General features: G+C 61.7%; 23 protein-coding genes. 10 read left to right on the forward strand and 13 right to left on the reverse strand.

What is annotated here, in order from left to right; translation table 11 throughout:
* The first annotated feature begins 31 nt into the window (after positions 1–31).
* On the forward strand, positions 32–1,582 hold the full coding sequence (locus tag HH303_RS06805) for an ABC transporter substrate-binding protein (protein ID WP_169624480.1): 1,551 nt from the start codon (positions 32–34) through the stop codon (positions 1,580–1,582).
* On the opposite strand, the gene HH303_RS06810 is transcribed toward HH303_RS06805, so the two are convergent.
* The 4 genes from HH303_RS06810 to HH303_RS06825 are packed head-to-tail and all read right to left on the reverse strand — an operon-like array spanning position 1,583 to position 5,690.
* Positions 1,583–3,238: a flavin monoamine oxidase family protein gene (locus tag HH303_RS06810; RefSeq protein ID WP_169624481.1), complete on the reverse strand. Its 1,656-nt coding sequence runs from the start codon at positions 3,236–3,238 to the stop codon at positions 1,583–1,585. It lies immediately after the preceding gene.
* Between the two features lie 13 nt (positions 3,239–3,251).
* Complete coding sequence (locus tag HH303_RS06815) at positions 3,252–4,019, reverse strand: carbon-nitrogen hydrolase family protein (protein WP_169624482.1); 768 nt, start codon at positions 4,017–4,019, stop codon at positions 3,252–3,254.
* A 7-nt stretch (positions 4,020–4,026) separates the two neighbouring features.
* Positions 4,027–4,764, reverse strand: coding sequence for a sulfotransferase-like domain-containing protein (locus tag HH303_RS06820; protein WP_169624483.1), 738 nt, complete (start codon positions 4,762–4,764; stop codon positions 4,027–4,029).
* Complete coding sequence (locus HH303_RS06825; protein WP_169624484.1) at positions 4,761–5,690, reverse strand: aminotransferase class IV; 930 nt, start codon at positions 5,688–5,690, stop codon at positions 4,761–4,763. The genes HH303_RS06820 and HH303_RS06825 overlap by 4 nt, the downstream gene beginning before the upstream one ends.
* Positions 5,691–5,761: 71 nt before the next feature.
* On the opposite strand from HH303_RS06825, the gene HH303_RS06830 reads away from it, so the two are divergent.
* Together HH303_RS06830 and HH303_RS06835 are read left to right on the forward strand one after the other, a co-directional pair.
* Positions 5,762–7,024 (forward strand): NAD(P)/FAD-dependent oxidoreductase, encoded by a 1,263-nt coding sequence (locus HH303_RS06830; RefSeq protein ID WP_169624485.1) that lies wholly within the window; start codon positions 5,762–5,764, stop codon positions 7,022–7,024.
* A gap of 79 nt (positions 7,025–7,103) precedes the next feature.
* Positions 7,104–8,912 carry a GGDEF domain-containing protein gene (locus HH303_RS06835; RefSeq protein WP_169624486.1) on the forward strand — a complete coding sequence of 603 codons (1,809 nt, stop codon included), beginning with the start codon at positions 7,104–7,106 and terminating at the stop codon, positions 8,910–8,912.
* Positions 8,913–8,920: 8 nt separating this feature from the next.
* Here the strand turns inward: HH303_RS06835 and HH303_RS06840 are convergent, their stop codons facing one another.
* Genes HH303_RS06840 through dapA form a run of 3 tightly spaced genes read right to left on the reverse strand, consistent with a single transcriptional unit; the run spans position 8,921 to position 11,227 of the window.
* Positions 8,921–9,799: a DMT family transporter gene (locus HH303_RS06840; protein ID WP_169624487.1), complete on the reverse strand. Its 879-nt coding sequence runs from the start codon at positions 9,797–9,799 to the stop codon at positions 8,921–8,923.
* A gap of 28 nt (positions 9,800–9,827) precedes the next feature.
* Positions 9,828–10,316: an SsrA-binding protein SmpB gene (gene smpB, locus HH303_RS06845; RefSeq protein WP_169624488.1), complete on the reverse strand. Its 489-nt coding sequence runs from the start codon at positions 10,314–10,316 to the stop codon at positions 9,828–9,830.
* Positions 10,317–10,348: 32 nt separating this feature from the next.
* Entirely contained in the window at positions 10,349–11,227 is an 879-nt protein-coding gene (dapA, locus tag HH303_RS06850) for a 4-hydroxy-tetrahydrodipicolinate synthase (protein ID WP_169625072.1), read from the reverse strand.
* A 321-nt stretch (positions 11,228–11,548) separates the two neighbouring features.
* Here dapA and HH303_RS06855 point away from each other — a divergent pair, with 321 nt between their 5' ends.
* From HH303_RS06855 to HH303_RS06870, 4 genes are read left to right on the forward strand one after another with little or no spacing between them, the layout of a single operon-like run.
* On the forward strand, positions 11,549–13,558 hold the full coding sequence (locus HH303_RS06855; protein WP_169624489.1) for a lytic transglycosylase domain-containing protein: 2,010 nt from the start codon (positions 11,549–11,551) through the stop codon (positions 13,556–13,558).
* A 44-nt stretch (positions 13,559–13,602) separates the two neighbouring features.
* Positions 13,603–14,292 carry a haloacid dehalogenase type II gene (locus HH303_RS06860; protein WP_169624490.1) on the forward strand — a complete coding sequence of 230 codons (690 nt, stop codon included), beginning with the start codon at positions 13,603–13,605 and terminating at the stop codon, positions 14,290–14,292.
* Positions 14,289–15,137, forward strand: coding sequence for an alpha/beta fold hydrolase (locus HH303_RS06865; protein ID WP_169624491.1), 849 nt, complete (start codon positions 14,289–14,291; stop codon positions 15,135–15,137). Before HH303_RS06860 ends, HH303_RS06865 begins: the two co-directional genes overlap by 4 nt.
* The gene (locus HH303_RS06870) at positions 15,112–16,107 is read left to right on the forward strand and encodes a threonine ammonia-lyase (protein ID WP_169624492.1); all 996 of its coding nucleotides are present in this window, start codon (positions 15,112–15,114) and stop codon (positions 16,105–16,107) included. Before HH303_RS06865 ends, HH303_RS06870 begins: the two co-directional genes overlap by 26 nt.
* Here the strand turns inward: HH303_RS06870 and ruvX are convergent.
* Entirely contained in the window at positions 16,088–16,561 is a 474-nt protein-coding gene (ruvX, locus tag HH303_RS06875; RefSeq protein ID WP_169624493.1) for a Holliday junction resolvase RuvX, read from the reverse strand. The genes HH303_RS06870 and ruvX overlap by 20 nt on opposite strands.
* 143 nt (positions 16,562–16,704) lie before the next feature.
* Between ruvX and gatC the strand changes: the two genes are divergently transcribed.
* Both gatC and gatA read left to right on the forward strand, forming a co-directional pair.
* Positions 16,705–16,992 (forward strand): Asp-tRNA(Asn)/Glu-tRNA(Gln) amidotransferase subunit GatC, encoded by a 288-nt coding sequence (gene gatC, locus HH303_RS06880; protein WP_169624494.1) that lies wholly within the window; start codon positions 16,705–16,707, stop codon positions 16,990–16,992.
* A 51-nt stretch (positions 16,993–17,043) separates the two neighbouring features.
* Complete coding sequence (gene gatA, locus HH303_RS06885) at positions 17,044–18,519, forward strand: Asp-tRNA(Asn)/Glu-tRNA(Gln) amidotransferase subunit GatA (protein WP_169624495.1); 1,476 nt, start codon at positions 17,044–17,046, stop codon at positions 18,517–18,519.
* Between the two features lie 21 nt (positions 18,520–18,540).
* Here the strand turns inward: gatA and HH303_RS06890 are convergent, their stop codons facing one another.
* A complete protein-coding gene (locus HH303_RS06890; protein WP_169624496.1) occupies positions 18,541–19,833 on the reverse strand; it encodes an MFS transporter in 1,293 nt (430 codons plus the stop codon).
* 72 nt (positions 19,834–19,905) lie between these two features.
* A complete protein-coding gene (locus HH303_RS06895) occupies positions 19,906–20,892 on the reverse strand; it encodes a YHYH protein (RefSeq protein ID WP_169624497.1) in 987 nt (328 codons plus the stop codon).
* Between the two features lie 107 nt (positions 20,893–20,999).
* Between HH303_RS06895 and HH303_RS06900 the strand changes: the two genes are divergently transcribed.
* Positions 21,000–21,851, forward strand: coding sequence for an AAA family ATPase (locus tag HH303_RS06900; RefSeq protein ID WP_169624498.1), 852 nt, complete (start codon positions 21,000–21,002; stop codon positions 21,849–21,851).
* An 81-nt stretch (positions 21,852–21,932) separates the two neighbouring features.
* On the opposite strand, the gene HH303_RS06905 is transcribed toward HH303_RS06900, so the two are convergent.
* The 3 genes from HH303_RS06905 to HH303_RS06915 form a co-directional block, all read right to left on the reverse strand.
* A complete protein-coding gene (locus tag HH303_RS06905) occupies positions 21,933–22,391 on the reverse strand; it encodes a MarR family winged helix-turn-helix transcriptional regulator (protein ID WP_169625073.1) in 459 nt (152 codons plus the stop codon).
* A 142-nt stretch (positions 22,392–22,533) separates the two neighbouring features.
* The gene (mmsB, locus tag HH303_RS06910; protein WP_169624499.1) at positions 22,534–23,421 is read right to left on the reverse strand and encodes a 3-hydroxyisobutyrate dehydrogenase; all 888 of its coding nucleotides are present in this window, start codon (positions 23,419–23,421) and stop codon (positions 22,534–22,536) included.
* A gap of 84 nt (positions 23,422–23,505) precedes the next feature.
* Complete coding sequence (locus tag HH303_RS06915) at positions 23,506–24,567, reverse strand: enoyl-CoA hydratase/isomerase family protein (RefSeq protein WP_169624500.1); 1,062 nt, start codon at positions 24,565–24,567, stop codon at positions 23,506–23,508.
* Positions 24,568–24,663 lie beyond the last annotated feature (96 nt).

Genomic DNA, 24,663 nt, shown 5'->3' on the forward strand with positions numbered 1-24,663 from the left:
TTCGGACAAAATGATTAAGGATGGGGACAACGTGACTGACAATGGCTTGCGGCCGTCCCGTCGCGGCGCTCTCGGCATTTGGGTTGCCGCCATGGCATTGCCGCTAACCGGAGCCTACGCCGCCGACACCAAACCACGATCCGGCGGCCATTTCACGGTCGCAACCGGCCACGGCAGCACAGCGGACAGCCTGGATCCTGCCCATTGGGACAATCAATTCACCAATCTTTTGGGGCACGCCTTGCATGGCCGCCTGACCGAGATTCTGCCAGACGGCGGCGTGCGCGGCGAAATCGCCGAAGAATGGGACGCTTCCGCCGACGGCAAGACATGGCGATTCAAACTGCGCCCCGGTATTCGTTTCCATGACGGGCGTCCTGTGACCGGCGACGACCTCTACGCCTCCATCGCCTATCATGGTCTGCAGGAAACATCGTCCGCCGTGCAGCCGATCGCCGACCAAATCGCGTCCATGACGGCCCATGCGGATGGATTGACCCTTGTCCTGAAACAGGCGAACCGCGACCTGCCGTATCTTCTGGCCGACGGTCATTTCGTCATCCTGCCGTCGACGGACGGAAAGCCTGAAACGCTATCGGGGATCGGTTGCGGTCCCTATCGGCTGTCCGGGTTCGAGCCGGGTGTCCGGGCGGACCTGACCCGTCATGATGATTTCTGGGCGACGGACCGCGCTTTTTTCGACGGCGCGACCATTCTGGCCGTTCACGACGTTACCGCAAGGCAGGCTTCGTTGTTGAGCGGCGAAGTGGACGCCATCGACCGGGTCGGCCTGGATACCGTCCATTTGCTGAACCAACGCGACGACATCGCGGTGATGGAGGTCACGGGGACACAGCACTACACCTTCCCCATGCGTTGCGACGCGCCGCCTTTCGACAATAACGACGTGCGCCTGGCCCTGAAGCTGTCTCTCGACCGCGCCGCGTTGCTGGACGTCGTATTGAACGGATGCGGCGGCATAGCGAACGACAGCCCGATCACACCTGCGAACCGGTATTTCAATTCGACCATGCCGCGGAATTCCTACGACCCGGACAAGGCGCGTTTTCATTTGAAGAAGGCCGGTCTGTCTGACCTTAAAGTATCGCTACATGCCGCCGACGCGGCCTTTCCCGGTGCGATCGGCGCGGCGCAATTGTATCGCGAACATGCGAAAGCGTCCGGCATCGACATCACGGTCGTGCGCGAACCCGATGACGGATACTGGACATCCGTCTGGACGAAGAAACCCTGGACCGCCTGTTATTGGAGCGGCAGGCCGACCGAAGACGCGATGCTGTCCGCCGTCTATGCCGGTGACGCGCCCTGGAACGATACGGCTTGGACGAACCCGGAATTCGACCGGATACTGATGGCCGCGCGTGCCGAAGCGGATGAAGGCACGCGGGCGGATATGTACGGCACGCTGCAGGACATGCTCCGGCGGGAGGGCGGTACGGTCATCCCGCTCTACGCCAATTATGTAGATGCGCGGCGCGGCACGATCGGCGTTCCCGAGAAACTCGCCGCCAACTGGTCGCTGGACGGCAGCCGCTGCATCGAACGTTGGTGGCGTGTCTGATCAGTCCGGTAGGGCGACCGGCCCCCATTCCGGATAAGCGTCGCCCGGTCCGGGGTTGTCGGCATGACTGCGCCCACCCAGATGGGTCATGACGCCCCAGACGGCGTTCAATGCCGTCTGCACCGCGCCTTCGGCCCAGGCCGGGGTCCAACTGATATCGTCACCCGCCAGGAAGATGCCCCGTTCGGACGGCGGCAGATTTTCCTGCATGAAATGGCCGTACATTCGGTGGTTATAGCGATAGTGGCCGGGCAAGGCGCCCTTGAACGCACCCAGGAAATTTGGGTCGTCCTCCCAACTGACGGTAATCGGATCGCCCAATACATGCCCCGCAATATCCAGGCCCGGATAAATCTTTTCCAAGGCCGACAGCGCCAGTTCCACGCGCCGTTCGACCGGCAGAGGCAGCATCTTCAACGCATCCGACATCCAGGAATAGGTCAGGCAGATCACGCCGGGCCTGTCCGGTCCGTTGTCGAACAGATAGGTCCCGCGCGTCAGCCGGTCCGTCAGCGTCATCGACATGGCATCGCGGCCCGTTCGAGGGTCCACATCCTTCCAGAACGGCCGGTCGACCATGACGAAGGTTTTCGAGGACTGCATGTAGCGGGTGCGGTCCAGCGCCATCCAGAGCTTCTGACTGAACAGACTTTCCTCGGTATCGATCGCGGTGGTCAGAAGCCAGCTTTGGCAGGTGGCGATAACCGCGTCGAAAACATCCTCCCGCCCCCATCGGTCGCGGACGGCAACCTTTCCGTCAGGCAGTCGCCGGATGGCCGATGCCCCGGGGCGTAGCGCACCGCCGTTCAGGCTTTGCAGGCTGGTCCCTTTCGGCCAATGCACCATCCGATCCGGCGCGCGTCGCCACAGCCCTTGCGGCAGCCGTTCCACGCCGCCGACGAAAAAACGCTGACGGTCGTCGCATTCGGTGACGTTGACGCGCAAGATTTCCAACATGGAATTCGGGAAATCGGAATCCCATCCGCCGGTACCGAATCCGACCTGCCCAAAGACTTCCCGGTGTCGGAAGCTCAAGCGTTGAAACGCGGGGGACGAGGTGACGAAATCGTAGAATGTCCGTTCATCCCAGGCCTGCACGATGGGGTTCCAGATTTCCTTGATCCGCGCCTTGTCGCGGGTGCGGATCGCCTGCTTCAAGGCGGAATAGTTCGCCCCGCTTTCCAAGGCCTCGTCATAGGCTTTGGCAACTTCCTGAAACACGGATGGCAGGTCGCCCAACGACTTGGCGTAAAAGGTCTCGCCTTCCAGGTCGATCACGGTGGATCCCGCAGCTTCCGTCAGCGGATTCGGGAAAGGCTTCGTTTCCAGCCCCAGCAAATCCGCATAATGATAGAAGCCGGTCCCGGAGACCGGAAAGCGCATACCACCCAATTCCGCGACGACATCGTCCGCGCCTTCGAAAGGTTGAGACCGCAACCGTCCGCCCAATTGGCCGCTTTCGAACAGGATCGGACGCAGGCCCAGCTTCATCAGCTCGTAAGCGGCAACGAGACCCGAGAGCCCCGCCCCGATCACCGCGACGGACGCGCCGTGGCTGTCCGTCGGGATCGCGCCCAATCCGGACGGATGGCGTATCCAATCGTCATGCGCGAAGGGGAAATCCGGCCCGAATTGGGTAACGGGACGTTCGGTCATGTCTGGAACCCGATCAGTAAAGGTCTGTCCGTCGATCGGGGAGATGGGTCAGTACCCGCCGCGTCTCGACGATCGCATCGTGCGAAATCTCGCCGATCAGCAGACATTCTTCAAGCGCCGCCCGCGCGACATCTTCGCCGTTCGGTCCGGACAGGCAGGACAGGCCGCAATAGACGAATTGCGCCTCCGGCCCGATATAATTGGCATAGGCGACATAGACCGCGTTCTCCTCCGCCCGTGCCGGGACGAGGCGCATCGGGACGGATCGAAAGGGTTCCATATTCGCAGTCGGCACCAGGATCGCCTCCGCCCCCTTCTCCGCCGCATCGCGGGCGAATTCCGGAAATTCGATGTCATAGCAGATGCCCAGCGACAGCAGGAACCCACCAAGTTCAACCACGTCGGAGAGGGCCGGCCCGGCACTGAACTGCGACCGGTCGACATCGCCGAACAGATGCGTTTTGCGATAGCGCAACCTGATTTCACCTTCCGCGTCGATCAGCCAGGCGGCGTTGTAGATATGCTCGCCATCGCGTTCCGGCAGACCGACGACCAGCGCGAGACCATGCTTCCGGGCTATTTCCGTCAGGGCCGTCGGGTGGATCGCCGCCGCCGCCTCGCGCACGGCCGCCGCCCCGATCGCATATCCGGACATGAACATTTCCGGCGTGATCAGGATATCCGCATCCTGTGCCTTGGCCTCTGCCGCCCAATGGTCCAAGGCCGCAAACCCCTGATCCACGCCCGTCACCGGATATGTTTGAAGAAGCGCCAGTCGCATTGCCTATCTACTCCACCGTCAATTTGTACCGCGCCATATGATCGTAGGCCGGACGGCACGCCGCCGCCACCGCCGCCAGATCGGGCGCCAGATCGATTTCCTTGGGGGTATAGGGTTGGAATCCCGTCGATGCCTCCACGGCGTGATACCAGACCGCCGCCCAGATGCCGTCACTGTCGCGCCGCCCCGTCGGCCAGGACAGCATCGCCGTATCGAACGAAATGCCAATCGCCGCGCAGAGGGCTGACAACACGCCGCGCGGATCGCGCAGCACATCCGCCGCGTCGATCACCGGCGGTACACGGCCCGTCCGGTCGCGAATGCGTTCGAACAGTTCAACCTGACGGTCGAAGCCGAAATCCGACGCGACGGGCCGGGCGCGCTTCTTCGCGTAGGACGCGACCATTTCTTCCGGCTTTCGGATCAGGAAACAATTCACCATTCCGTCCGTCCAATCCAACAGATCGTCGGGCAACATATGGTGGCTCATGTGCTTTTGATACCAGACCGGCGCGCCACCCGGCACGGGACCGTTCAGCGCCTGCGCGACGGAGGCAAAATCGCTGTCCATATCGGCAATGATTTCCGCCGCCATCGGATGATCGATGCCGGTCCGCTTCAAATAACAGCCGTAGAACGGTTCGTCGCTGACGGTACAGTCCGGACGGTTTTCGAAACTGCGCATCATGGCGGTCGAGATATTGCGCGGTCCCGACCACATTGCGATCCGGGTTGCCCGTGTCATACGGCGATTTCCGACGGCGGACATTCCCGCGCGATCAGGTCATAGTATCCTTGGCGCAATTTCTTGGTGATCGGCCCCAGACCGCCAATGCCGATGGTCCTGCCGTCCACGTCCCGGACCGGGATCAGACCGGCGAATGTACCGGTTACGAAGGCTTCGTCCGCCGAATAGACCTTGGTCAGCGGAAATGTCGTTTCCCGCGCCGGGATGCCCATTTCGGCGGCGACCCGCAAGACATTGCCGCGCGTAATGCCCGCCAGACAATAGAGACCGGAGGATGTCAGCACCTCGCCCTTCCTGACGATAAAGAAATGCGTGGAGTTGCAGGTTGCGACAAAGCCCTGCGGGTCCAGCATCAAGGCCTCGTCCGCCCCCGCCTTTTCCGCCTGGATACAGGCCGAAATGCAGTTCAGCTTGCTAAGAGAGTTCCACCCCGGATCCTGCACATCCGGCGCGCCGCGATGCACATGCACCGTATGCAGCCGCAACCCGGTGTCCAGCACCGCCGTATTCGGTTGCTTCCATTCCGGGATGATGACGACCGTCGCCTTGCCGATATTGGCGCGCGGGCTCTGATACGGGGTCGTCTTCAGGCCGCGCGTAACCACCAGCCGGATATGCACGCCGCTGTCCATATCGTTGGCACGGCAGGTCTGCAGGATCGTTTCGTGCAATTCGTCCGGCGTCATGCCCACGTCCAGGTCGATCGCCTTCGCGCCTTCATACAGGCGTTCCAGATGCCGGTCGATGAAGGCCAGCTTGCCGTTGTGAAGGCGTATCCCTTCCCAGACGCCGTCACCCAGCAGAAAGCCGGAATCGAACACGGAAACGACCGCTTCGGGCCGCGGCAGGATGCGTCCGTTCACATAAATTTTGACCGTCGCATTCTTCGGATTCTCACCGTGTGCGTGACTGCCTGTGTCCATTACTTCCACCTTGTGCCGCGGACTTTCTCTGCTACCGTCCCGACCTTACACGAGCGAACCCGGACGGCAATATGACTGAAGGACGTGATCTCCAAACCTCTCGGCATGTGCTTGTCCTGGGCGCAGGCGTTGTCGGCTGTGCAACCGCCCTAACGCTGGCGCGACGCGGCTATCGCGTCACCCTGTTGGATCGGGACGGCCCCGGATCGGGGGCAAGCCACGGCAATGCCGGGGCAATCGCGCCCCTCGCAGGACCGCAGGCCACGCCGGGATTGCCATTGAAGGTTCCGGGCATGCTGTTGAACCCGACGGGGCCGCTGACCATCCGCCCGACGCAATTCGTGAAGGCCCTGCCCTGGTTCCTGCGCTTCATCCTGGAGAGCATGCCCAGCCGCGCGGAGGCGAACTCCATCGCGCTCTATGCCCTGACCGGACGCGCGGCCCCGGCCTGGAAGGAATTGGCGCGCGGGACGCCGGGCGAATCGCTGCTGCGCGATGTCGGCTGGTTGAAGGTCTTCAGCAGCGATGCCGGATTCCAAGGGTTTGCGAAGGAAATCGCCTTCATGGCACGGCGCGGGGCTCCGCACGACATTCTGACGGAAGACGATATCCGGCAGATGGAGCCCAACCTGGCCCCCATCTTCAAACACGGTGTGTTCCAGCCGGACGGGTTATGCGTGCGTAATCCCAGACGCCTTGTCGAGGGGTTGGCTGAGGCCGCCCGAGATCTGGGTGCCGAATTCCTCCGGGAAGACGCCAAGACCCTGACCCTCGATCCGGACGGCATGCCGGTCCTGACGACCGACAAGGGCGAACACCGACCGGACCAAATCGTGTTGAGTGCCGGTGCTTTCTCCAAAAAATTTGCAAGGACACTGGGCGCCAATCCTCTGCTAGAGGCGGAACGCGGCTACCACGCCATGTTCGAAACGCCGGAAAAGTCGTTGAACCGGTCGGTCTATTGGGTCGAAAACAGCCTTGTCGTTTCCCCCATGGAAACCGGTATTCGCATGACGACCCAGGCGGAGTTCGGTGGATTGGACGGGCCGCCGTCCTTCGCGCGGCTGGAACGGATGATCCCGAATGCGAAAGTACTTCTGCCCAGCCTGGACATCACGGTGCGGGAAACCTGGATGGGACGACGCCCCTCGACGCCGGATTCCGTGCCGTATCTGTGCCGGTCTCCCGATTCCGACCGGGTGTTCTTCAATTTCGGCCATCAGCATCTGGGCCTGACCATGGCGGCCATTTCCGCGCGGGTTCTCGCAGACATGATGGACGGTCGCCCGACGGAGGTCGACGAGACGCTACAGGCCTACCGCGCCCTGAGATAATCCCTGCCCGTCATAGATTTTAAACGAAACCTCGCTATCGTCGGCGCACTTCAGCGACAATTTGCGATCGGGTTTCTGAATGCTTTTGGGGTTATCCGCCGTCTCCGGGTCCGTGCTAACGGACGCCGAACAACATCTGTTAGACGCCATAACGGCATCCGCCAGCTATGCTTTTCAGCCGGTGGTCAACATCCATACGGGCCGCGCCGTCGGGTTCGAAGCCTTCCTGACGAATGTGGAAGCGATCGGTTTCGACAGTGTCGACGCCTTGTGCGACCATGCCTGGAATGCGGGTTTCCTGCACCGCCTGGACTTGAGCTTGCGCGATCGAGCGATCGCCCAATTCGTGAACGCGCCAGCCTGCGCCAATACGAAGATCTTCTTCAACATCGATCGCCGCCTGTTGGACAGCAGCGACCATGACGCGGAACAAGCGATACGTGTTCTGGACCGGCACGGCCTGGGCGCGGAACGCGTCGTCTTTGAATTTTCACAAAAGCGCGAGGGCACGTCGTCGCGCCATCTGGTCGCCGCGCTGGATGCCTGTCGCGACAACAACCATTGCCTTGCAATCGACAGTTTCGGTCGTGGCGATTCCGAATTGCGCACGCTGTACGATCATGCGCCGGACTTCATCAAGATCGACCCGTTCTTCGTGTCCGGCCTGGCCGACGATTCGAAGAAACGGCAGTTCATGTCCGCCATCGTCGATCTGGCCCATGTCCTGGGCACGGTCGTCGTCGCGAAGGGGGTTGAGCGCGAACGCGACTTCCTGGCCTGCCGCGATATCGGTTGCGACCTGCTGCAAGGCTATTTCGTCGCCCATCCGACCGCAGACCCGGGGGAACTACGCGAGGTCTATGACGCCATTCCCAATGCGCTGGCGCGAGAACGCCGCAAGAATGAAACCGACGAACCGCTGATCAGCGAGCATATCGAAGCACTGCGCACCATGCCGATCGGGGCCGACCTGACCACGGTGTTCGAAACGTTCCGCGCAAACAAATCCCAACATCTATTCCCCATCCTGCATGAAGACGGGTCGCCGGCGGGGCTGCTGCGCGAATTGGACATGAAGGAATTCATCTATCTGCAATACGGCCGCGACCTGTTGCAGAACAAGGCTTATGGCCGATCCCTGAAGGACTTCGTCATCCGCTGCCCCATCGCCGACATCAATACGGAAATCGAACGGGTGTTGGAGATGTATTCCGTATCCGAACGCGGCGACGGCATCCTGATCACCAAGGATTCCCGCTATGTCGGTTTCCTGACGGCCGAAGCCCTGCTGCGTATCATCAACGACAAGAATCTGCGTGTCGCCAAGGATCAGAACCCGTTGAGCAATTTGCCGGGCAACAATTCCATTTCGGACTATGTCGCGCACAGTCTGGCGGATATCGCCAACGGCTACGACTTCGTCTATTTCGATTTCAACGATTTCAAACCGTTCAACGACGTCTACGGGTTTCGTCAGGGGGACCGGGCGATCACCCTGTTTGCCGATGTCATGAAACGTCGTAGCTTCGGCCTGCCCGCCTTTCTGGGCCATGTCGGCGGTGACGACTTCTTCGTCGGCTTCCGCGGCATCCCGCGCGATCTAGTCGAAGAGACCGTCCGCAGCATGTTGGACGAGTTCGAACGCGACGCCAGCCTACTTTATTCCCCGGAAGACCGCGCGGCAGGCGGCATCGAAACCCGCGACCGCCACGGTCAGGTACGGAAATTCCCGCTGCTGTCCTGCTGCGCCGGACAAATCGCCATTTCGCCCGGCGAAAACCGGCCGGATGCGGATACATTGATGGGGCTGTTCGCAAAGGCGAAATCCGCCGCGAAGAAATCCGAAACGCGGCTCTATACGCTGAACGCCGCCGGAAAGCCTGTCTAACCCCAAATTCAGACGTCGGATGTCGGTGGAAGCGGGGGTTTGGGCGCCGCGCGCTGGCTGACCAAAATCAGGGCGATCAAAACGCAAACACCGCCCGCATACTGGCCCATGGTCAGGATTTCCCCCAACAAAGCCGCCGACACGACCAAGACCGACAAGGGTTCGAAATTGAACAGCATGGCGGATGTCTCGGAACCGCATTTCGCGATACCGTAAAAGGCGCAGGTCATGCCGACCGCATAAAATGTGCCCGCCGTGATGAAGAAGGCCATCCCCTCCCCGGTTTGCGGCAAGTTGAACCCGTTGGCGGGCAGCGCGGGAATGAATAACAGCGCCACCCCGACATTCGTCCAGGCCATGAGCGTCAATCCGGGCATGTAGCGGCTGGCCGCCGGGACACACAGGAAATAGACGGTCGCACAGACCGCCGCGAATATGCACAGGCCGACGCCCAGCGGATCGATCCCACCGAAATTCGGGCCGAACACCGCCGCCAGCCCGACAAAAGCCAGAATAAACGCCACGATCCGTTTCGGCCCCGGGATGGCGCGCGCCTGCACAGCCCCGACGATGAGCACCAACAGCGGATACGTGTAGAAGATCAGGGCGGCGAGACTTGCCGGAATGCGTTCGACGCCCCCCAGATACCCGAAGCCCAACCCGGCCGTGCCCAACGCGATGCCGAGCAGCCCCCAGCGCGCCGGTTTGGCGATCCCCAGGGGATAGCGCTGCATCGCCGCCAGTCCGAAGCAGACCGGAACCGCCATGACGGACCGGAACAAGGAAAAGGAGATTGTATCGGAACCGGCCTCGAAGGCCAGTTTGGCCAGCGGCATTTGAATGCCCAGCAGCGCGGCGGCCACCAGGCACAACACTATCCCCCCCATCGCCGTCTTCCTCTTGTTGCGGCTTTATTTACCCCTCGCGGCGCAGGATCGCTGCTTTCCGACGATCCCAATCACGCTGCTTGATATCCTGGCGTTTGTCGAAGGTCTTTTTCCCGCGACCCAGACCGATGATCAGTTTCGCGATTCCCCGGTCGTTAAAGAACAGACGCATCGGCACCAGCGTCAACCCGTCCTTCTGCACTGCGCCGAGAAGCCGGTCGACCTCCCGCTTATGCAGGAGCAGGGTCCTGATCCGTTTCGGTTCGTGCTGGAACTTGCCCGGCGCGTTCGGATATTCGCCGATATACAGATTGTGCAGGAAGACGGAATTGCCCTTCGGCGCGGCATAGGCGTCGGACAGGTTGACCGTTCCCAGGCGCAGCGACTTGACTTCCGTCCCGGTCAGGACGATCCCGGCTTCGAACTCTTCCTCGATAGCATAGTCATGGCGCGCGCGGCGGTTCACGGCGACGGTGCCCGTGCTCAGCAGCGGCTTCTTTTTCTTATCCTTTGCCATGACCTTTTCACCGTTCGCGCCTTATCGTCGGATCAGACGAGACCGGCGCTTTCCATTGCCGCGCGGACCTGAGCCTTGGTTTCAGCCGTAGCAGAGACCAGGGGCAGGCGCACGGTTTCCGACGACAGGCCCAGCAGACTCGCGCCGTATTTCGCGGGCGCCGGGCTGGACTGGCAGAACATCGCGTCATGGACCGGCATCAGACGGTCGCGGACTTCCTCGAACGTCGCCCAATCCTTCTGCTGCCAGCTATCGTGCAACCGTGCACACAGGCCCGGCGCGACGTTCGACGACACGGAAATGCAGCCATGGCCGCCCTGGGCCAGGAAGGCCGCCACAGTGGCGTCCTCACCGGACAGCTGGCTGAAATCCTCACCGATCGCAACACGGGTCTTCAACGGACGGCTGAGGTCCGCCGTCGCATCCTTCACGCCGACGATATTGTCGAAATCCTTCGCCAAGCGCGCCATGGTCGCGACCGACATGTCGATGATGCTGCGCCCCGGAATGTTGTAAATCACAATCGGGATATCAACCGCCTTCGCGATAGCCGCGAAATGCGCGTAAAGACCGTCCTGAGTCGGCTTGTTGTAATAGGGCGTCACGACCAACGCGGCATCCGCGCCCGCATCCTTCGCATGACGGGTCAGGCTGATCGCCTCCGCCGTGTTGTTCGAACCGGTCCCCGCGATCACCGGCACCTTGCCCTTGGCGACCTCGATGCACAGGTCCACGACGCGCTCATGCTCCGCATGGGACACGGTCGGGGACTCGCCCGTCGTGCCCATCGGGATGACCCCGTCGGTCCCCTCGTCGATCTGCCACTGCACGAATTTCTGGAAACCGGCTTCGTCCACAGAACCGTCTTCGTGCATCGGCGTGATCAGCGCCGTCATCGATCCGCGAAACATCGCTGGCATTTCCAGATACTCCACATCCGTCTTCGGTTTTCTGCTGCGCGGGCGAACCCCTGTCCGACCGCTTTCGGCAAGGGGGCGGTGTTAGCATAAGCGCGCCCCTTGCAACAAGACTGTCGCGACGTCAGAGAGACAGAGTGTCTCGCCCCTGTTGCGCGAATGCGCGAAGCGGACGATACTCTGGTCCGAAAGGGAATAATGCCGTCGGTTGGAACGGCATTTGCGGACTGGCCCGCACCCTGTTTAGAACTGATATGCGTGGACGGAGCTTTAGCTGCCATGCCGTGGCTGCGCAAATGTGGATTCGTTCCCCCAATGCCGACAGCGGCCTCTCTTCTGGCCGTCGGCTTCCTGGTAACCGTGGCCCCGGTTTTGCCGTCATCGCTCTCGCCGATCCCGTCAGCTTGGGCGGAAACGCAGGTGGCAAGCACCCGCGCGTCCAGCACGCTTTCCGCCAATGACCTGAAGACCTATCAGACTGCTTTCAGATCCCTGGACGCGGGCCGTTGGCAGCAGGCCTTGAGCCGCGCCGCGACCGCCACGGAAAAGCTGCCCGCTAAGGCGATTCAGTGGCTCCATCTCCAGTCCAGCGATTCAAACGCCGGGTTTGAGGAAATCGTCCGCTTCATCCGGGACAATCCGTCCTGGCCGCGGCTCGACCGTTTGAAGCTGCGCGCCGAACAGCAGATGAGCGACGCCCTGCCGGATGAAACGATCCTGATCTGGTTCCGAAGCAACCCGCCGCAGACGGGCGCCGGTTTCCTGCTCTATGCCCGGGCCTTGGAACGCGCAGGCATGTCGGACGCGCTGCAACGTCAGGCCGTTCACGCCTGGCGAGAAACCGACATGACCAGTGGGGAAGAATACGAATTCCGCCGTAAATACCGGACGCTCGTCCCGATGTCCGATGAGGTCTACCGACTGGATCGGCTGATCTGGGAAGGAAAATATACCGCCGCCGACCGTCAGGCCCGGCGCGTGCCCGACGCATATCGCCGTCTGGGGGAGGCCCGCATCCGGTTGGCGCGTCAATCCGGCGGCGTGGATGCGGCCATCGCCGCCGTCCCGCCCGATCTGGAAAACGACCCCGGCCTCGTCTTCGAACGCATGCGCTGGCGACGCCGTAAAGGCTTTGACGACGGCGCGATCGAACTTCTCGCCTGGCCGGAGATGCAGATTTCCCACCCCGACAAATGGTGGGACGAACGGTCCATCCTTGCTCGCAACCTTCTGCAATCCGGGGATGCGAAGCGCGCCTATGCCATCGCCGCCGACCACCGCGTCCCGGATGGCGCTGGCTTCGCGGAGGCCGAATGGTTCGCCGGTTGGGTCGCCCTGCGCTTCCTGAAGGACCCGGAAAAGGCCTTCCCGCATTTCCGCGATATGTATAACGGCGTCGGTTATCCGGTCAGCCGGTCTCGCGCCGCGTATTGGGCGGGCCGCGCGGCGGAAGCCGCCGGACAGCAGCAGATCGCGCTGCAATGGTATACGGTCGCCGCGCGCCATAACACGAGCTTCTATGGCCAGGTTGCCGCGATGAAGCTGCCGAATGCGTCGCTGCTGCCGCCGATTCAAGACCCACAGATCACGCTTGCCGAACGGCAGGCCTTCGACCGGTCCGAAATGACGATGCTGATCCGAATGCTGGCCGAAATCGGTGCGGAAGATACGGTCCGAACCTTCGTCCGGCATCTTGCGGATACCTATACCTCTCCGGCGCATCTGGCACTGACGGCGGAACTGGCGTCGGCGATCGGACGGCTGGACCTCGCGGTTCATACGTCGCGTCAGGCGATCAAGACCGACGTCGTAACACTGGCCGGATACCCGGTCCTGCCTTTCCGGGACAGCAAGTTGGGCGATTTGAGCATCGTTCATGGCCTGATCCGCCAGGAAAGCGGCTTCGATATCGGCGCGGTCAGCCATGCCGGAGCGCGTGGCCTGATGCAATTGATGCCGGCCACGGCCCGCACCGTTTCGGGCTGGGAGAAGATCCACTACCGCAAGAACGATCTGACGGCGAATATGGATTACAATGTCCGTCTCGGCTCCGCCTATTTGAAAGACCTGCTTGTGAAGTTCGACGGCATGCTGCCGATGGCCTTTGCCGGATACAATGCGGGACCGAACCGCGTCACCCAATGGGTGCAGCGTTTCGGCGATCCCCGGAAAATGGACTTCGAGGGCGTGATCGACTGGATGGAACAGATCCCGTTCAGCGAAACCCGCAACTATGTGCAGCGTGTTCTCGAAAACGTGACCGTCTATCGCCAGCGCGAATTGCAGAAACCGGTGCCGGTGACCTTGACCGCGGAAGCGGGTTGACGTCGAATACCACTTCCAAAATGCAAGTGAAGTGAGGAAACGACATGACCGGATTGACCGGCGTCCGTGCCTGCGTCTTTGACGCGTATGGGACCCTGTTCGACGTCCATTCCGCCGCCAACGCACTGAAAGCCGATATCGGACCGGAGGCCGACCGCCTATCCATGCTGTGGCGGGACAAGCAGGTGGGCTATTCCTGGCTGCTGAGCCTTATGGGCGATGCCTATAAGCCGTTCTGGGAGGTAACCCAGGACGCGCTGGATTATGCGATGGAAGCGACCGGATTGGCGGATCGCAAGGACCTACGCCAGCGCCTTCTGGACCTGTATTTCACCCTCGCCGCCTATCCGGAGGTCCCTGGCATGCTGGCCGGTTTGAAGGCAAAGGGATTGTCGACCGCGATCCTGTCCAACGGATCGCCGGATATGCTGAACGGTGCGGTCTCCTCCGCCAATGTCGGCGGGGTATTGGACGCCGTCCTTTCCGTAGAAGATGTCGGCATTTTCAAACCCGCCCCATCCGTCTACCAATTGGTGATGGATCGGTTCGGCCTGACGAAGCGCGACGAGGTGCTGTTCATGTCCTCCAACGGCTGGGACGCCGCCGCCGCGTCGCATTTCGGTTTCCGTGTCGTCTGGATCAACCGGTCCGGCCTGCCGCTGGAACGCCTGCCCGGCACGCCGGTTGCGATCAAAAACGATCTCACGGGCCTTGCGGATATGATCGACGTATGACGATTACGGAAAAACGGGTCACGGCGCGCGACGGGATCAGTCTGTTCCTGCGCGATTACGCCCCGACGGCTAACGGAGCGATGCTGCCGGTCCTGTGTCTGTCCGGCGTAACCCGAACGTCGCGGGATTTCGATCGGCTGGCCCGGCATCTGACCGCGAATGGCCGTCGGGTGCTGGCCCTGGACTATCGGGGGCGTGGCGGGTCGGACCGGGCCAAAGACCCGATGACCTATACGCCGCAAACCTATCTTGACGATATACGAGCCTGCCTGACGGCCCTCAACCTGCACCGGGTACATCTCATCGGCACGTCGCTGGGCGGGTTCCTGGCGATGGCCGTCGCGATCGCCATGCCGACCGCCGTGGCCGGCGCGATCCTGAACGACAGCGGCCCCGACCTGCCGGCGCACGGGCTGGGCCGGATCGTCGATCATATCGCCGACCGCACCGTCCATGCGGATTGGGACAGCGCTATCGCCGCGACGAAAGCCGCCCTGCCCGACTTGAACTTGACGGAAGACGACTGGCGGCGGGCGGCGGAAGGCAATTATCGCGCAGCGCCGGACGGCCGGATTCATCCCGATTGGGACCCCGCCATCGCAATCCCGTTGCGGAAAGCCGGGGGACTCGACCTCTGGGGGCTGTTCGGCGCCTTGCGGGATCGTCCCGTGCTTGCCTTACGCGGCGAATTGTCGAAGCTTCTATCCGACGCCTGTTTTGCAAGGATGGCGGAACGTCATCCCGGCCTTCGGCGTGCCACCATCCCGAACCGGGGTCATGCCCCGACGCTCGACGAACCAGAAAGCCGGACAGCCATCGATGCCTTTCTCGCCGCTCTCCCCTGACGACGCCCCTGTCTTCGACGATATCCTTGCCGCGCAACAGCGCCTGCACGGCATCACGATCCGCACGCCGCTGCTGGAATCGCCCCTGCTGAACGACCGGATCGGACGGCGCATCCTGATCAAACCGGAATGCCTGCAAACCACCGGGTCCTTCAAGTTCCGGGGGGCGAGCAACCGGATCCGCGCCCTGAAAGACGATGAACTGGCGGGCGGTGTCGTCGCCTTTTCCAGCGGCAATCACGCGCAGGGCGTGGCGGCGGCGGCGCGTCAGCGCGGGATCGACGCGACGATCATCATGCCGTCCGACGCGCCCGCGATCAAAAAGGCGAATACGGAAGCCTGGGGGGCGACGGTCGTCACCTATGACCGCTTCACCGAAAACCGAGAAGAAATTGGCACCCGCATCGCCGAAGACCGGGGTGCGACGCTGATCCGTCCCTATGACGATCCCTTCGTCATTGCCGGTCAAGGCACTATCGGTTTGGAAATCGCCGCGCAGTTGGACGAAATCGGTGCGGCGGCGGATATCGTCATCACGCCCTGCGGCGGCGGCGGCCTGATTTCCGGGACGGCGCTTGCCCTGTCCGGTACCAAGCCGGAAATCGCGGTCTTCGGCGCGGAACCCGAGGATTTCGACGACACCCGCCGGTCCCTGGAGTCCGGCAACCGTGAAACCGTCAATCCATCGGCGCGGTCGATCTGCGATTCCATCCTGACACCGCAGCCGGGCGTCCTGACCTGGGCGATCAACAGCAGGCTTCTGAAAGGCATCGTGCCGGTCAGCGACGAACAGGCACTTGCCGCCATGAAGACGGCCTTCCTGGATTTGAAGCTGGTGGCCGAACCCGGTGGGGCGACGTCCCTGGCGGCGGCCCTGTCAGGGGACTTGCCGCCCGGCGACGGCGCCATCGTCGCGGTGATTTCCGGCGGCAATGTCGACCCCGAAACCTTCAGGCGGGCGTTGGCCTGAGACGCCGCGCATCCATTGCGCCTTGCAGGATGAAGGCGGCGGCCATCTTGTCCACGACATCGCCGCGCCGCGCCCGCGTCATATCCGCCTGATCGATCAACACCCGTTCCACCGCCGTGGTCGACAGGCGTTCGTCCCAAAAGGCGATAGGAAGCGTCCAGTTCCGCAGGGAAATCAGATTGCGCGCAAATTGGCGCGTCGATTGACAACGCGGTCCCTCGCTACCGTCCATATTGACCGGCAAGCCCAGAACGATGCCGCCGATCCGGCGTTCCGCGATCAAGGCTTCCAGCCGTTCCGCGTCCTTGGTAAATTTGGCGCGCTTCACGGTTTCCAGGGGCGACGCGATCTGCCCGCCGGGATCGCCGACGGCGACACCGATTGTCTTTTCGCCAAGATCGAGCCCCAACAGGGCCACGCCGGTCGGCAGGTCGAACACGCTTTCCAAGATCATGCTCCCTGAATAGGCATGAAACCGGCGTCCCGCAAGCATGGTTGCCGTAAAGCCTGCCCTTGAAGCCCCGCCTGCCGGGTGGTAGCTTCCGCGCCGATTTCCAAGAAATCCGTCACCGCATTCGCCAGGGGAGCCGCCCGCGCATGACCATCGACCGCCAGACCGTCGCAAAGGTCGCCCATCTCGCCCGTATCAAGGTCGCCGAGGATCGTCTCGACAGCCTTGCCATGGAATTGGACGAAATCGTCGCTTGGGTCGAACAACTGGGCGAAGTCGACACGGACGGGGTGCGTCCCATGGCGTCGGCCACCGACATGGTCGCCGCATGGCGCGACGATGTCATTACCGACGGCGGCTATGCCGACCGCGTGGTCGCGAATGCGCCGGACCCGCAGGGCGATTTCTACACCGTTCCCAAAGTCGTCGAATAATCGGCGCCGCTGATTTCCAATGTTGCTGATCTCTAATACAGGCTTCATCCGATGACCGATCTGATCGACCTTTCCCTGAGCGAGGCCCGTGACGGGCTACGTTCCAAGGATTTCACCGCCGTCGAACTGACCCGCGCCTATCTGGGCGCGATGGAGCGCAGCCGGGAACTCAACGCCTATATCACCGAAACGCCGGACAAGGCGCTGACCATGGCGGAAGCCAGCGACAAACGCCTCGCCGCCGGTGATGCCGGGACTCTGGAAGGCCTGCCCATTGCGGTGAAGGATCTGTATTGCACGGAAGGCGTCCTGACGACCGCCGCCTCGCATATTCTGGACGGATTCAAGCCGCCCTACGAATCCACCGTCACGTCCAATCTGTGGCGGGAAGGCGCGGTTCTGCTGGGCAAGACCAACCTGGACGAATTCGCCATGGGATCGTCCAACACGACCAGCTATTACGGTCCGGTCCGCAACCCGTGGCAGGACAAGACAGCCCCGTCGCGTCATCTGGTGCCCGGCGGATCGTCCGGCGGGTCGGCGGCGGCGGTGGCCGCGCGGTCCGCATTGGCCGCGCTGGGCACCGATACCGGCGGATCGATCCGTCAGCCTGCCGCCCTGACCGCCACGGTCGGATTCAAGCCGACCTATGGCCGGTGCAGCCGATGGGGCATCGTCGCCTTCGCCAGTTCCCTGGATCAGGCCGGGCCCTTCACCCGCACCGTGCGCGATGCGGCAATCATGCTGCGGGCCATGGCCGGGCATGACCCGAAGGATTCGACCAGCGCCAAGATCGAGGTCCCGAATTTCGAGGCGTCCCTGACCGGCGACATCAAGGGCCTGCGCATCGGCATTCCGAAGGAATATCGTCTGGAAGGTCTGTCGCCGGAAATCGACGCCCTGTGGCAACAGGGGATCACCTGGCTGAAGGATGCCGGGGCGGAAATCGTCGATGTCAGCTTACCGCATGCGAAATACGCCCTGCCCGCCTATTACATCGTCGCCCCGGCGGAAGCCTCGTCGAACCTCGCGCGGTATGACGGCGTACGTTATGGCCTGCGCGTGCCGGGCAAGACCCTGGACGAGATGTATGCGAACACCCGTGGCGAAGGCTTCGGGGACGAGGTACAGCGCCGCGTCCTGATCGGCACCTATGTCCTGTCCGCCGGATATTACGATGCCTATTACCTGAAGGCGCAGAAGGTTCGCGCACGGATTGCCGAGGACTTCCGATCCGCCTGGAACAGCTGCGACCTGCTGCTGACCCCCGCGACGCCGACGGCGGCGTTCGGCGTTGACGAGAAGCAGGACGATCCGCTCCAGATGTATCTGAACGACGTCTTCACGGTCACGGCCAACCTTGCCGGACTGCCGGGGATCAGCGTCCCCGCCGGTCTGGATTCCAAGGGCCTGCCGCTGGGGCTGCAGCTTCTGGGCCGTCCGTTCGACGAAGGCACCCTGTTCCGTGCCGGGGGCGTGCTGGAAGAAGCCGCCGCCTTCACCGCGCAGCCGGGATTGCGCGCCTAATCGTATTGCCGACTCACCAGATCAAAATTCCTTTTGATCGACGTCGTCCGCCGACGCCGGAACCAGCAGTTCCGGCGAATAGGCCGCCTGTCCGGCCAACGGTTCGTAAGCTTCCTGGTCGTCCTGCACCACGGCCTCCCGCCGCGTCATGCGATACAGCACGAACAGGCCGTAGATCACCGCGATGACCAGCGCCACATACATATAGGCCGTCACGCCGATGACCTGTGTCAGGGCCGATGCGATCCCCGGCATGACCACGGCGGAAACGGACCAGGCGAACAGCATCGTCATCGACAGGGATACGTAATATTGCGGATCCGCCCGGTCGTTCGCGTGGGCATTCGACACGGCATAAACCGTTTCCCCCGCCCCGGCCCACAGACCGAACAAGACAATGAGCGGCCACAAGCCGATGCCGCTGCTCTGCGTCGCGATCGCAGCAAAAATGGCGACCAGCGCGCTGGTCAATACAAGGACAATACGGCGGTCGATTCGGTCCGACAGGGCGCCGAGCGGCATTTGTACGAAAATCATGCCGAACTGCATCAGGAACAGCAGCAAGCCGATCTCACTTTGCGTATAGCCTTCCGATTTGGCGTATAGCGGGGCGAAGCCTTGTACCATCATGGTCAGGCCACCGGCGGCCAGCAGCCCCGTCAGGCCGACGGGCGAAATCTTCCAGACGGCGCGAAACGCGACCGACACGGATTCCGGCGGCAGCGGCGCACGCAAATTCGTCATGCCGATTGGCAGGATCGCGAGGGTCGCAAAGGCAATCGCCACGATCGGCGCTTCCGAACCGGTCAGGTCGATCTGACCGACCAGGAAACCGCCGACCCCGATACACAGGATATAGGACATGTAGAAGGCGGCCATGACCCGGCCGCGCCAATTGTTCGGACAGGCGTCGTTCAGCCAGCTCTGCGCGATGATGAAGACACCCGCAATCGACAACCCGTATCCCATGCGGGCAACCAGCCATACCCACACGGCCTCCGTCGCCGCGATGGCCAAGTGGGACAGAACCATTAACGCCACAAGGGACATAAACGCCCGCGCATGACCGACACGTCGGACAATATGGCCCGTCCCAATACAGGCGAAAAAGCCGCCGACGGATGTCGCGGTCAAAATCCAGCCGGGCACCGACGGGTCGAAGCCGCGGTCCACGAGCCTGATCGGGATATAGGCCACCATCAACCCCGCGCCGACCGCGATCAAGGACATGGATAGAATAATGCTGGCAACCGCCAATGGCGGCTTTGTCAGCGGTATATCGCTGCTATAGGTCGGTACACTATCCTGCGACATGAGGCCCCCAAGGAATGATGATCCTCGTTAGGCCCTCGACGCAGGGTTCGTCAATGCCGGTCTAGGGCGTTCCTATCCGCGCGGTAGCGGCGGCATACCCGGAGGGGGTGGCATTCCGGGGCGCCCGCCGCCCATAGGACCATTTGGCGGACCGTTTGGCGGGCCGCCCGGCATTCCTCCTGGCATACCGCCGCCCATTCCTCCGCCGGGCGGGCCATGTCGGAAGGTATCGTCCGGCCGTCCCGCGAAATATCGGGGAATGAAGGGATAGCTGTCCGTCAGGAAATAGGCATAGATGCCGTTCGGAAATTCGGGCGTTTGCGTTTCCCGACCATTCGCGGCGTCCAGATCGCCCGCGCCGTCGACGAATTCGAAATCTTCGACAAAGGTTCCGTCATAAGATCCGCCCGGCCCGCCGGATGGACGGCTGCCCTGCTTCAGTCGCCAGCCGCTGCGCATCGGACGTATTTCGTCTCCAACGCGCCCGCCCGAAAATCCATACAGCGCATAGATCGGAAATCCGTCTGCGGCATAACCGATCAACCCAGAATGATGATCCGTCGACCAACGCTTCACAAGATCCACGGGCAGACCGTGATAGTGATAGGCGCCATTCGGCTGTACATGCGCGTTGTTACTGTCGAGCCCCAGATCGACCTTCCCTGTCATGGCCTCGTACCGCCAGCCGGACTGCCGGTTGCGTCGCCAAAACTCCGCCGTGAAGGGATCGAACGGGATACCGTTCATCGCAACGCCGAAATTGCCGTGTTCCAGCGGCGTGAAGCGTCCCGTCTTTCGGGGATGTGCATCAATGCGGAAAGTATAGTTCTGTGCCGCTATCCGGTTCGGATTGTGCCGGTTCGGGAACTGACCGGTCGCATGATCCGGAATGCCGTTGGACCGGATCACGCGCATACCGCCTTCTTCGGAAATCGTCACCGCGTTTTCGACCGCCCAAGCGCTGCCGGCGGCGAAGGCGGCAGGTACCAGTCCCAACGTCGCCAGAACGGTCCGACGCGACGGATGATAGTGATGGCTGGGTTCGTGGTTCTCGCTCATTGCCTTATCCCCCGGACACCAGTTCCAGCGAACCGGCTTCTTGATCGCGGCGGTGAAGCCGCATAGCTTCCTTGCAGGGTACCTTAAACTTCGATCGGGACACAATTATGCGCTTTACCGGAACCTCCAGCTATGTCGCTTCCGACGACCTTGCGGTCGCCGTCAACGCCGCCGTCGCGCTGGAGCGCCCGTTGCTGGTGAAGGGGGAACCGGGCACCGGTAAGACCCAACTGGCCCGCGAAGTCGCGGAAGCCCTGGGCCGTCCTTTCATCGAATGGCACATCAAATCCACGACAAAGGCGCAGCAGGGCCTGTACGAATACGATGCGGTCAGCCGCCTGCGGGACAGTCAGCTGGGCGACGAGCGTGTCCACGACATCAAGAACTACATCGTCAAAGGCAAACTGTGGGAGGCCTTCACGACCGATCCCGCACCGGTGCTGCTGATCGACGAGATCGACAAGGCCGATATCGAATTTCCGAACGACCTGCTGCTTGAACTCGACCGGATGGAATTCCACGTTTACGAGACGAAGGAAGTCATCAAGGCGGCACAGCGCCCGATCGTCATCATCACGTCGAATAATGAAAAGGAATTGCCGGACGCCTTTCTGCGCCGTTGCTTCTTCCACTTCATCCGCTTCCCCGATCCGGACACGATGGAGAAAATCGTTCAGGTCCACTTCCCGGACATCAAGAAGCGTCTGTTGAGCGAGGCGCTGACGCTGTTCTTCCAATTGCGCGAGGTTCAGGGCCTGAAAAAGCGGCCGTCGACATCCGAACTGCTGGATTGGATCAAGTTGTTGATGGTCGAGGATATCGCCGCCGAGACCCTACGCGAAACCGACCCGAAAAAGGCGATCCCACCCCTGCACGGCGCCTTGCTGAAAAACGAACAGGACGTCCACCTGTTCGAACGCCTCGCCTTCCTGGCACGGCGCGAAGCGGCCGGACGCTGACTCTTTCTTAAAATTCGGCCCAAACGACGAAGGGGAGCAGACCCGCTGCTCCCCTTTTTAATTCCGTTGCAATGATCCGGGTTAGCGGACCGGGCCGTAGCCGTAGCTGTGCAGCAGGAAGCGTTCGATCCGGTTCAGAACCGTCGCGGTAAATTGCAACTGTTCTGCATTGATCCCGGATTCGCCCAGCTTCGCCTGTTGTTCGTCGATAACGTCGCCGACCTTGTTCCGCACATCCATGCCCTTTTCGGACAGACGCACACGGATGGACCGACGGTCATGGGTCGACCGCTCCTGGATAAGGTAGCCGTTCTCCACCATTTTCCGAACGTTATACGAGACGTTGGAGCCGAGATAATAGCCGCGGTGAGTTAACTCCCCGACCGTCAACTCATCCTCTCCGATATTGTAAAGAATCAGAGCCTGGATGTTGTTGATGTCTCTAATGCCAAGCCGATCGATCTCCCCTTTGACAACTTCAAGGAATTGTCGATGAAGTCGCTCGATCAATCGGATGACGCTGAGATATTCCTCCTTCACCGGCACATCTCTCTCTGTTCGACCTGACGCATACAGCGAATAAGCGGTAAAAACCGCCCTCTTTTTATTGGTGTTACACCGATTTGCACGGAACGACTAGACCGAAACTGTCGTTTCTCGATAAACCGCCGCAGCTACAGGATTATTTCGCCCCACCCCCTCGGATGTAACGAATAATTCCGGAAAAATCCACCCCGGCGTTACCCGAATCGGTAAATCGGCGGTAGATATCCAGGGCAAGGGCCCCGATTTCGGTCTGGGCCTCCGCGGATTTCGCCGCGTCCTGGCTCAATCCCAGGTCCTTCGTCATCATCGCGGCAGCAAATCCTGGCAGATAATCCCGGTTCGCGGGCGATGTCGGGACCGGTCCCGGCACCGGGCAATAAGTCGTCAGCGACCAGCACTGACCGGAGGATTTGGAGGACACGTCATAGAGTTTCTGATGATCGAGCCCCAGTTTTTCCGCCAGGACGAAGGCTTCGGCGACGGAAATCATCTGAATGCCCAGCATCATGTTATTGCAGATTTTCGCCGCCTGACCGTTCCCCGGCCCGCCGCAATGCACGATGGTCTTGCCCATCTTGTCCAGCAACGGCTTAGCCCGGTCGAAAGCGGCCTGGGGACCGCCGACCATGAAGGTCAGAGTCCCGGCTTCCGCCCCGCCGACACCGCCCGACACCGGCGCATCGATCATATCGAACCCCTTATCCGCCGCCTGCCCGGCCACATCGCGCGCCGTATCGACGTCGATCGTCGAACAATCGATAAACAGCGTACCGGGCTTCGCCGTCGGCAGGATCGCTTCCTCATAGACCTTCCGCACATGCGCGCCCGCGGGCAGCATGGTCACGACGGCTTCCGCGCCCGACACCGCCCCTGCGGCGGAAGCGGCTGCCGTCGCCCCTGCCTTTTCCAGGGCCTTCACCGATTCTTCGGCCAAATCGAACACCGTCAGATCGTGACCCGCGGCAATCAGGTTACGGGCCATCGGCCCGCCCATGTTACCGACACCGATGAAACCGATTTTCATGACGCTTCCCCTCTATGAGCCCGGTACGGGCTGTCTTGGTTTTGTTTTTTGAATTTTAACGGAAGGATCGCCGGTTCGAAAACGTTAAAGAACGAGATCGCCGCCATCCTGCGGCGCGAAATATTCCGCCACCAAGGATTCGGAGACATCGCTTACGGTTGCCGGGGACCATTTCGGTGACTTGTCCTTGTCGATCAGCAGCGCGCGGACCCCTTCATGGAAATCCGCGCCGGGCTTCAAGGCGCGACGTGCCATCCGGTATTCCATGACCATATTCGCATCGAACTCCTGCGCGCCGCCTCGACGCAGTTGTTCCAGCGTCACCTTCAACAGGGTCGGCGATTTGCCGGTCAGGAATTTCAGGGACTCGGCGGCGAAAGCCCCGTCGTCCGCCTTCAGGCTATCCAGGATCGCTTCCACGCTGTCTTTGGCGAAATGGCGCTCAATATCGGCGCGGATCGCATCCAGGGGCGCGGGTCCGGCATCCCCGGCGAATTTCGCACAGACATCGGCAACGACGGCATGGGCATCGCCGCCCCAATTCGCCGCTTCCAGGGCCGTCATGAAATGGTCCCGGCTGGCCGCCGGAATGAAGACATCCGCCAATCCGATGGATAGAAGGTCCGCTGCCTTCAACCGCGATCCGGTCAGGCCCAGATAGAGACCGACCGCGCCCGGACAACGGGGCAGAAAGTGACTGCCGCCGACATCGGGGAACATGCCGATGCCCGTTTCCGGCATGGCGAACAGCGTGTTTTCGGTAACGATGCGGTGGTTGCCGTGCACCGACAAGCCGACCCCGCCGCCCATGGTGATCCCGTCCAGGAATGCGATATAGGGCTTTTCGAAAAGATGGATCGCCCGGTTCAGCCTGTATTCCGCCTGAAAGAATTCGTGCGACAGCGGTTCCTGCTTCTGGCCGGCCAAACTGACGGCGACAACATCACCCCCGGCGCAGAAGGCGCGGTCCCCCGCCCCTTCAATCACCACGGCGCGGATTTCCGAATCGAAGGCCCAATCCGCCAGCGCGGCGGCCACGGTCGACACCATCCCCATATTGATTGCGTTCAGAACCTTCGGCCGGTTCAACAGGATATGTCCGATGCCTCCCCGCCGGGAGAGCACGACTTCTTCGGCGGTTTCCATGTGTCGTTTCCTCTATTTTCGGATGCCGGGACAATCGTGGAAGACAGCCATATTTGTCAACGTCGTGACGGAAACTCAATCAGCAACACAAACTCT

Origin of the sequence: Pacificispira spongiicola (genome assembly GCF_012926505.1) — a bacterium.
Taxonomy (GTDB): Bacteria; Pseudomonadota; Alphaproteobacteria; order UBA8366; family Aestuariispiraceae; genus Pacificispira; species Pacificispira spongiicola.

Bases quoted from the DNA above. Each gene is read 5' to 3' on its own strand.
- HH303_RS06825 (WP_169624484.1), bottom strand. From the start codon at position 5,690: ATGGACACAGGCAGTCACGCACACGGTGAGAATCCGAAGAATGCGACG.
- HH303_RS06835 (WP_169624486.1), top strand. From the start codon at position 7,104: ATGCTTTTGGGGTTATCCGCCGTCTCCGGGTCCGTGCTAACGGACGCC.
- HH303_RS06855 (WP_169624489.1), top strand. From the start codon at position 11,549: ATGCCGACAGCGGCCTCTCTTCTGGCCGTCGGCTTCCTGGTAACCGTG.
- HH303_RS06870 (WP_169624492.1), top strand. From the start codon at position 15,112: ATGCCTTTCTCGCCGCTCTCCCCTGACGACGCCCCTGTCTTCGACGAT.
- gatA (WP_169624495.1), top strand. From the start codon at position 17,044: ATGACCGATCTGATCGACCTTTCCCTGAGCGAGGCCCGTGACGGGCTA.
- HH303_RS06900 (WP_169624498.1), top strand. From the start codon at position 21,000: ATGCGCTTTACCGGAACCTCCAGCTATGTCGCTTCCGACGACCTTGCG.
- HH303_RS06865 (WP_169624491.1), top strand. From the start codon at position 14,289: ATGACGATTACGGAAAAACGGGTCACGGCGCGCGACGGGATCAGTCTG.
- gatC (WP_169624494.1), top strand. From the start codon at position 16,705: ATGACCATCGACCGCCAGACCGTCGCAAAGGTCGCCCATCTCGCCCGT.
- mmsB (WP_169624499.1), bottom strand. From the start codon at position 23,421: ATGAAAATCGGTTTCATCGGTGTCGGTAACATGGGCGGGCCGATGGCC.
- HH303_RS06890 (WP_169624496.1), bottom strand. From the start codon at position 19,833: ATGTCGCAGGATAGTGTACCGACCTATAGCAGCGATATACCGCTGACA.
- HH303_RS06915 (WP_169624500.1), bottom strand. From the start codon at position 24,567: ATGGAAACCGCCGAAGAAGTCGTGCTCTCCCGGCGGGGAGGCATCGGA.
- smpB (WP_169624488.1), bottom strand. From the start codon at position 10,316: ATGGCAAAGGATAAGAAAAAGAAGCCGCTGCTGAGCACGGGCACCGTC.
- HH303_RS06830 (WP_169624485.1), top strand. From the start codon at position 5,762: ATGACTGAAGGACGTGATCTCCAAACCTCTCGGCATGTGCTTGTCCTG.
- HH303_RS06810 (WP_169624481.1), bottom strand. From the start codon at position 3,238: ATGACCGAACGTCCCGTTACCCAATTCGGGCCGGATTTCCCCTTCGCG.
- HH303_RS06820 (WP_169624483.1), bottom strand. From the start codon at position 4,764: ATGACACGGGCAACCCGGATCGCAATGTGGTCGGGACCGCGCAATATC.
- HH303_RS06815 (WP_169624482.1), bottom strand. From the start codon at position 4,019: ATGCGACTGGCGCTTCTTCAAACATATCCGGTGACGGGCGTGGATCAG.
- ruvX (WP_169624493.1), bottom strand. From the start codon at position 16,561: ATGATCTTGGAAAGCGTGTTCGACCTGCCGACCGGCGTGGCCCTGTTG.
- dapA (WP_169625072.1), bottom strand. From the start codon at position 11,227: ATGTTTCGCGGATCGATGACGGCGCTGATCACGCCGATGCACGAAGAC.
- HH303_RS06895 (WP_169624497.1), bottom strand. From the start codon at position 20,892: ATGAGCGAGAACCACGAACCCAGCCATCACTATCATCCGTCGCGTCGG.
- HH303_RS06860 (WP_169624490.1), top strand. From the start codon at position 13,603: ATGACCGGATTGACCGGCGTCCGTGCCTGCGTCTTTGACGCGTATGGG.
- HH303_RS06840 (WP_169624487.1), bottom strand. From the start codon at position 9,799: ATGGGGGGGATAGTGTTGTGCCTGGTGGCCGCCGCGCTGCTGGGCATT.